The 7960-nt window shown below is 41.8% G+C and carries 6 protein-coding genes and 3 pseudogenes; 6 read left to right on the top strand and 3 right to left on the bottom strand.

Annotated elements, in window-relative coordinates:
* Positions 1-138: pseudogene (locus tag I8752_RS34715) on the bottom strand (IS701 family transposase); the annotation flags it as partial.
* 101 nt (positions 139-239) lie between these two features.
* A pseudogene (locus I8752_RS34710) lies at positions 240-431 on the bottom strand (transposase family protein); the annotation flags it as partial.
* Between the two features lie 4 nt (positions 432-435).
* Between I8752_RS34710 and I8752_RS34705 the strand changes: the two are divergent.
* Positions 436-990, top strand: a pseudogene (locus I8752_RS34705) (Tn3 family transposase); the annotation flags it as partial.
* 182 nt (positions 991-1172) lie between these two features.
* On the opposite strand, the gene I8752_RS34700 reads toward I8752_RS34705, so the two are convergent.
* The gene (locus I8752_RS34700) at positions 1173-2237 is read right to left on the bottom strand and encodes a hypothetical protein (protein ID WP_214436691.1); all 1065 of its coding nucleotides are present in this window, start codon (positions 2235-2237) and stop codon (positions 1173-1175) included.
* 92 nt (positions 2238-2329) lie between these two features.
* Here I8752_RS34700 and I8752_RS34695 point away from each other — a divergent pair, with 92 nt between their 5' ends.
* From I8752_RS34695 to I8752_RS34675, 5 genes are all read left to right on the top strand, one after another.
* Positions 2330-2572, top strand: a complete 243-nt coding sequence (locus I8752_RS34695; RefSeq protein ID WP_225896097.1) for a hypothetical protein — start codon at positions 2330-2332, stop codon at positions 2570-2572.
* Positions 2573-2967: 395 nt separating this feature from the next.
* Complete coding sequence (locus tag I8752_RS34690) at positions 2968-3885, top strand: aliphatic sulfonate ABC transporter substrate-binding protein (protein ID WP_225896098.1); 918 nt, start codon at positions 2968-2970, stop codon at positions 3883-3885.
* Positions 3886-3901: 16 nt separating this feature from the next.
* Positions 3902-4774 carry an alpha/beta fold hydrolase gene (locus I8752_RS34685; RefSeq protein ID WP_214436688.1) on the top strand — a complete coding sequence of 291 codons (873 nt, stop codon included), beginning with the start codon at positions 3902-3904 and terminating at the stop codon, positions 4772-4774.
* A gap of 316 nt (positions 4775-5090) precedes the next feature.
* Complete coding sequence (locus I8752_RS34680) at positions 5091-6044, top strand: D-2-hydroxyacid dehydrogenase (RefSeq protein WP_214436687.1); 954 nt, start codon at positions 5091-5093, stop codon at positions 6042-6044.
* A gap of 247 nt (positions 6045-6291) precedes the next feature.
* Entirely contained in the window at positions 6292-7872 is a 1581-nt protein-coding gene (locus tag I8752_RS34675) for a peptide ABC transporter substrate-binding protein (protein WP_214436686.1), read from the top strand.
* Positions 7873-7960 lie beyond the last annotated feature (88 nt).

The raw sequence follows: 7960 nt of genomic DNA, 5'->3' as shown, positions 1-7960 counted from the left end.
ATGTAAATATTTGAAGCATTCATAATTTCTTACTTCTTTAAACAGGTCTTTGTACTCTGCACAATATGCATCTACGAGCGCAACTGTTGGCTGGGCATCCCTTGGCAGATGTTTCAGGATTTGTAATTCTACATCCATTGCTCTACTTACCTTGTAGAGTTCTATTTTTCCTTTATTCTATTCATTCTATCCGGAAAGTGACAGAAGAGGGGTAAATATTTTAACTCATTAAACACTCAGGGTAAGAGCAACTCAAACACTTGTCGAAATGTATCATCTGAGGGAATACCGTTTGGTAATGCCAGAAACTCCTGTAACCACGTTTGCTTACTTATGCCATAATTCTCGATATCTTCCCACCCTTGCGCTCCGGCAATGATTGCCTGAATTGCAATTACTAAGATGTCTTGGAGTTGATGTTTTTTGGTTCGATATTTACAAGCAATTATTAAACGTTCAATCCGATGGGATTTGCTCAGACAGCAGTACGACCAGATGGTTAAATATGCTACAGCACTGCGATTAGGAATGGCGGAAACCGATGCTATCTTGAAGCGTTTTACTAAAGGTAATTTGTTACATTTTACCTATCAGGCATTAGCGGAATTAGGCAAGGCTGTTAAGACTATTTTCTTGTGTCAATATCTGCATTCGATTGAAGTTCGGCAAGAAATTCATTCTGGGCTAAATGTAGTTGAAAACTGGAATAGTGCTAACAGTTTTATTTTCTATGGAAAAGGTGGAGAGATTGCGACAAATCGCTTGGATGACCAAGAAGTAGCTGTGTTATCTCTGCATTTATTGCAGATATCTTTGGTATATATCAATACTTGGATGATTCAAGAGGTCTTGTCACAACCCCGATGGATGAAGACAATGAAGCAGGCAGATTTACGATCGCTTTCGCCTTTGATTTGGCGACACGTTAATCCATATGGTATTTTCCGTCTAGATATGAATGAACGAATACCAATTGAAAATCCGGCGTAGCTGCTTCAAACATTACCACTTCAATCACGATCAAGTGTCAGTTAGGCTGTAACGCTCTCCATATTTTTAAACGAATCTATTTTCCCTCGAACATTTTGCCCTTGCGTTAGCGAATGAACAGAATTTTACTCTATTGCAACTGAATTTTATCTTGCTAACCGTTATCAACCACTGCATGAGATTCAATCACTAGTTGTTTGAATGAACTCGAAAGAAGTTATTTTTTCTCCTTCGTAAGCTAGGGCTTGGTCGCCTGCTTGGGCAAATGCTTGGGCAAATTCAAGCAGCTTTTGTCGCTCTTGCTCATTAACAATACCAGCCGGAGGTGGCATTCGTTTTTCTTTAATTTGGCGCACCGTTTCGTGTCGTAAGGAGAGCGCTTGATTTGGATAACTCAGCATTAATAAAGGATTCTGTTTAGCTGCGTTATCTGGACTATGACAAACAATACAAGCGTGTTGACGTAGATTAACCTCAAATGCACGATAAGCAGCATCAACTTTAGCGAGGTGTGGGTTCGATGGAGAAAACAAACGGGTATATAGTGTTACATAAGGTTGCTTTTTGCCATGAGCATCATTCCAAACCCACTTACCATCCCATACATGATTTACTACTGGTCTTTGTGAGTCAATCACAGCTGAACGCAGTGCCCCTTTGAGCTTTTTCTGTTCTAGAAACAGAAGTAATTCAGTGCTTTGCTGGTAAGAATTCCACTTTTTCGATGAGTGCCAAAAAGGATAAGGATAAGCACCAATATCAAGCTGATTGCGGAACTGAATGGGAAGGTGAATCACAATTAAATTGTTTACCTGTTCAACTTTTGGTTTACCTTTGAACATAAAAGTGGCTAGGTATATGCGACGCCAAACGAATGGATCAAATACAGTTGTTTGATTATCTTTGAGATTGTAATTACCGACTTTGCTTTGAGCGCCCCACAAGAAGGGTGCATTCATGGTTTCGCGGAGAGTTGTTAGGTTAACGAGTTTGTCAGCGCATGAGTTGAAGGCAGCTAAATTTTTAGCCTCAGAGACAACGGGACAAGCAGCAATAATTTCTTTACCTAATTTCTGAGCTAGTTCTATGTCCGGCGATGCTTGTTGTGCTGATACTGTATTTTTGGGATTGAGTGCTTGTGTTGTAGATATCAAGAGCGCGATCGCTACCGCTATGCTCAATAACATAGATCGCGTAGGCGCAGCCCGCCGCAGGCATCGAGAGTAAAATCTCCGAAGATCAGACATTGTAGAACTCTGAAACTAAATAGGATTTAAGTAAATGTAGAGACGCGAAATATCGTGTCTCTATATTTTCTAAACAGTCAAAGCTTTAAACTGTGATTTTTGTACCATCAAACTTGGTGAAGGTGAAATCTGCAAATTTTTCGCGGAACGTTAGCTTCTCATCTCTGAGAATACCAATTGCGATCGCTTTGCCAAGCACTAAGGAAGCTGCTGCATTTGACTGCTGCTATTCAATGCTTGATCCCCAATTCCTATGCGGTTATGTGAGCAATTCAAAAGGAAAATCAGAGGTTAAAATATTGGGCGTTGCTGCGATCGTCTTCGATGGAGCATAGCCCAAACATTGCTGTCTGCACAACTAAAAATTTACCGCTTATTTTCCGTCAACTCCAATTCGCAGCGGATGCTCGCGGACTCGCTAACGCTGTGCTAACGCAATTCGCAATTAAGACAATTAGTGGGGGCTTGAAACCTGCCACTAATTGAAGACCACCAAATCGAAGATTTGGTGGGGGCTTGTACCCCGTAAGAGCGCTAATTAATCAATTAATAATTCGCAATTCCTTTTAGTCAAAATCTAAAATACAACAAATCTATCGATTTACCGTATTTTATAATTACTAAGTCAGACTTTCTCACAAACAATCATGAAAATCAAGTAGTTTTTACAACAATTTGTCTTTTACATCACAGTCATACATCATTAAAGAATTTATAACCTCAGACCCGCCTGTTTCATCAGAGGTCAGTAGTCAATCAGGCTGCCAAAAATGGAACTCAAACGACTATCAAAATTGGTTACGTCAAGTGGGCGCTACTCCCGATTGTGAGAGAACGCGGCACGTTAGAAAAAGACCTCACCGCCCAAAATATTCAGATTAACTGGGTAGGTCCTTTCCCTAACTTTGCCCCACTCTTAGAAACACTCAACGCGCGGAGTACAGATATTGCTTCAGGTGGAAGTATTCCCGTAATTACAGGGCTAGCAGGTGGTGCAGATATCTGTCTCATCGCATATCGTCCACCAGATATCAAGTCACAAACTATTGTGGTGCCGAAAAATTCTCCGGTTCGCCAGGTTAGCGATTTAGTAGGTAAAAAAGTTGCAGTCAACAAGGGAGGCGCTGGCGAACTTGTAGTTCTGCAAGCATTGAAACAAGCGAAGATACCAGAAAACAAAGTTGAGCGAGTTTATCTAGGGCCAACTGACGCTCTGCCAGCTTTGGTTCAAGGACATGTAGATGCCTGGGCAATTTGGGACCCAGGACTTTCAACAGCAGAAGAGCAGTATGGCGCTCGTCGCCTTGTAGAGAATAATCCTGCTCCTAGCTATGGAGTCTATGTAGTTCGTCGCCCCGTTTTAGCCGAACATCCTCAAGCGGTGAAAGCGATTGTAGACATTCTCAAACAAGAGGGAAATTGGGCAACTAATAATCCCGAAAAGTCTGCCACGATCTTGGAAAAAGCGATGGGGTTATCGCCTGCTGTTATTAAACGAGTGGTAGCTAACCGTCCTCCCGAACAAGTGCTGCCTTTAGAACCGAAGGTAATTGCTGAGATCCAAGAAGTTGCAGATTGGATGGTGGAACAAAAAGTCATTCCCAAACGGGTAGATGTGGCTTCAGCAGTCTGTCCAGCAGCGAATTAGAACAAGAGAGATGGATATGAGAGGAATACATTCATACACTGAAATAGAATTCTTTGTTGGTGATATTCCGTACCAAATGTATGTTCAGCATTACCGCCCAAGGCAAGACCAAAATTCAGTTCCGATTGTGCTTTTACATGGCGGTTTTCATACAGGTGCTTACTTTGTCCAAACACCCGATCGCCGCCCAGGTTGGGCAGTATATCTGGCAGAACAAGGCTATCCAACCTATATTGTTGACTTGCCAGGGCATGGTCGGTCGGGTTTTGTACCAAACTTTTCCGTAATGCCATATCAGAGGGTAATCAATGCTACAGTTGCACTCCTGAAAAAGATTGGCTCATCTGTCATTCTGACTCACAGTATGTCTGGTGCGGTTGGTTGGCAGATAGGAAAAACTCATCCCCAACTTGTTAAAGCTATTATAGGCATTGCACCAGCACCACCAGCCGATCTATTACCAGCGATCGCCAAAGACTCAAAAGAGGCTTTCTCTGAAGATTGTCCACGTATCTACTCGCGCGAAGATACTAAGAAGTACTTCACCAACTCAGATACCTTTCCGCAAGAGGCATTTGAGAATTATTTTCGCAGTTTGGTCGCTGAGAGTGCAAGGATGAGTAACGAACGCAGAAATGTTGAAGGACAAGGGCTTTATATTGGCAACCCTGAGATACTATTTAATATTCCCATATGTGTGATTACAGGCGACCAAGACCCTCGCCATCCTTATAAAGTAGACGCAGAAACTGCAAAATACTTTCGGGGTGATTTTATTTGGCTTCCTGAAGTTGGACTCCCTAATCACGGTCATTTGCCAATGCTGGAACAAGGTAACTTAGCTATTGCTAACTTGTTTATCAATTGGCTAAAAAGTAAAGGTCTATAATGAACCCACCTACAAATTTATTTTTTTTCAGGCTGATTTTCACGCTAGGAAGTTTTTAAATTCTTTAAAAAAAACTCCTCTACAAATGGCTGAAAGAATAATTTGAGTGAGTTTGTGAGAAATCCAGGGTTAGCATGATAAATCTAGCACCGCAGCAGGAGAGCCGCTAGGTTGGGGAAATTTATAATACGGTAAATCTATCAATTTACTGTACAATATTTGCAGTTACGATCGCTGTCTACTCTACCTAACTAATATTGCTCGTTGTGAGTGAATAGTCAGCAGGATACTAAGCAATTATATGAAGGATTAACTAGTGGTCAAACTAATTCTACCTATAGAGCTTGCTGCCGAGATTGAGCCACACCTACCATCGGATACGCAATTTGTGCGGGTAGATAGTGATGGTAATTTTGATGGTGATGCTAGTGATGCAGAAGTTTATCTTAATGGGTTCAAATTGAAGCCGACTACTCTACATAAAGTGCTAGCGGCTGCGCCTGGAATACGTTGGCAACAGACTCCTAGTGCAGGTGTGAATCACATCCTCACACCCATTTTTCTCCAACACGATATTATTCTGACTAATGGCGCGGGGGTTCATGCGATTCCGATTTCGGAATTTGTATTGACTTTGATTCTCTATCACGCCAAGCAGTTACGGCAATTGCAAGCTGCTCACGATCAACGCAGTTGGCGAAAAAGCTGGTTGGTACTGCCAGAGTTGGCAAATTCAACTGTGTTAATTCTCGGTACTGGGAATATTGGTCAGGCGATCGCAGCTCGTACTAAAGCATTTGGGGCAAGAGTTTGGGGTGGTCGCCGTCGTCCTGAACCGTTACCAAATTTCGATAAAATCGTTGGTACAGATGAATGGCACGCATTATTGCCAGAAGTTGACTATGTAGTTGTTGCGACACCTTTGACACCAGAAACTAAAGGCTTAATTGATGAAAAAGTACTGCGATCGCTACCCAGTCATGCTTATTTAATTAATGTGGGTCGCGGTGCGGTTGTAGATGAATCAGCATTAACTAAGGCTCTAACTGAAGGCTGGATTGCAGGTGCGGGATTAGACACAGTTTCTATTGAACCCCTACCGCCAGAAAGTTCTCTGTGGTCGTTACCTAATCTATTTATTACACCTCATACTTCCGCAATTTCCCCAGCATTGAAAGGACGCATCGCCAACTTGTTTCTCGATAATCTAGAGCGCTACCGAGCTGGTCAGCCCTTACAGAATATAGTCAATAAGCAAGCAGGATATTAAATTCAGGAGGCAGGAGGCAGTAGGAACCCACGTTTAAAAACGTAAGATTGAAGCAAGGACGCTTTGTATCTTGTTGCACTCTACTCGATACAATTCTTTTTTTAAACAGGGTTTTATACCCAGAAAAGACAGTTTTTATTCATACTTCTTTCCTCCTGCCTCCTGCCTTCTTTGTAATTCGTAATTAAAATCTAAAATTAGCGATCGCCCTTTTAGATTGAGCTTAAACCGCTAGAGACAATTCAACATGACCATATTCAATAAATTCAGTAGGAGTCCGATTTTTGCTCAGTCGTTGCTTAGTATTTTGTTGCTAACTGCTTGTTCTTCTCCAAATTCTCAATCTCTAACCGCCTCTACTCCAACAGCCGCAAGTAATGCTAGTGCTGCTAGCGATACTTTAAAGCTTCTCTATTGGCAAGCACCAACTATTCTTAATCCGCATCTAGCTCAAGGTAACAAAGACTTTGAAGCCAGTCGAATTACTTACGAACCCTTAGCCAGCTTTGATAAGGATGGTAAACTAGTCACCTTTCTCGCAGCAGAAATCCCCTCCCTAGAAAACGGTGGAGTAGCAAAAGATGGTAAATCAGTGACTTGGAAACTCAAACAAGGAGTCAAATGGTCTGATGGTAAACCATTTACGGCTGCGGATGTAGTATTTACCTACCAATTTGTTAGTAATCCAGCTTTAGGTGCAACCACTGCTGCTAATTATCAAGCTGTCAAGAGCGTTGAAGCCTTGAACGACTATACCGTTAAAATCAATTTCCAAGAACCTAACCCAGCTTGGTCATTGCCGTTTATTAGTTCCAATGGGTCAATCATACCTCGTCATCTATTCGAGAAATACAACGGTAGTAACGCTAGAGAAGCGCCTGCTAATCTACTTCCTGTAGGAACTGGCCCTTATCGAGTGGTGGACTTCAAGCCTGGTGACACTGTTGTTTATGAAGCTAATTCCTTTTTCCGCGAAGCAAATAAACCTTTCTTTAAGCGAGTAGAACTTAAAGGTGGTGGAGATGCAACTTCAGCTGCTAGAGCAGTATTGCAGACTGGAGATGTAGATTTTGCCTGGAACCTCCAAGTAGAAGCTCCCATCCTGAAACAGCTGGAGGCAGCAGGAAAAGGTAGATTAGATATCGTCTTCGGTTCTTATTTGGAACGGATTACTATTAATCAAACTGACCCTAATAAACAAACCAAAGACGGTGAACGCTCCAGCATAGAGTTTCCCCATCCTTTTTTTAAAGACCTGAAAGTGCGTCAAGCGTTTAATTATGCTATTGACCGTGATACTATTAATCAACAGTTATATGGTCAAACTGGTCGTGCTGTGACAAATATCGTGGTAGCACCAGATATTTATAATTCACCTAATACGAAATCTGAATTTGACTTGAAAAAAGCTGCTGCTTTATTGGATGAAGCTGGATGGAAAGATACCAACGGCAACGGCATTCGGGATAAAAATGGTGTAGAACTCAAGGTTTTGTTTCAAACTTCAGTCAACCCAGTCCGTCAGAAAACTCAGGAAATCATTAAACAATCGCTAACTTCTATTGGCGTGGGGGTAGAACTCAAGAGTATCGATTCAAGTATTTTCTTTTCTAGTGACCCTGCTAACCCAGATACTCTTGCTCACTTTCACGCTGATTTACAAATGTTTAGTGGTGGCAATAGTAATCCAGATCCAGGTACTTACCCCTCTTCTGTCAGTCTCCGAAAACATTTGCCATTTCTGAATTCTAGAGCTTTTGTACAGCAAGCGATCGCGCGATTATTTTCTAATAACAAATTCAAGAGCAATTTTTTTCTAATAGTATAGGTTGTATTGATTGCCTCGTGAGACTTCTAGCAATCGCTCTCACGGAGAGTGACAGAAGAGGGTTACAGCACTTGCGTCTGTTATGAGG

The organism is Dendronalium phyllosphericum CENA369, assembly GCF_016056275.1.
GTDB lineage: Bacteria > Cyanobacteriota > Cyanobacteriia > Cyanobacteriales > Nostocaceae > Dendronalium > Dendronalium phyllosphericum.
This window is presented reverse-complemented; position numbering and strand designations above follow the sequence as displayed.

What these genes read in the sequence shown, in the direction of transcription:
- I8752_RS34685 (WP_214436688.1), top strand. Translation starts at nt 3,902, where the DNA reads ATGAGAGGAATACATTCATACACTGAAATAGAATTCTTTGTTGGTGAT.
- I8752_RS34700 (WP_214436691.1), bottom strand. Translation starts at nt 2,237, where the DNA reads ATGTCTGATCTTCGGAGATTTTACTCTCGATGCCTGCGGCGGGCTGCG.
- I8752_RS34675 (WP_214436686.1), top strand. Translation starts at nt 6,292, where the DNA reads ATGACCATATTCAATAAATTCAGTAGGAGTCCGATTTTTGCTCAGTCG.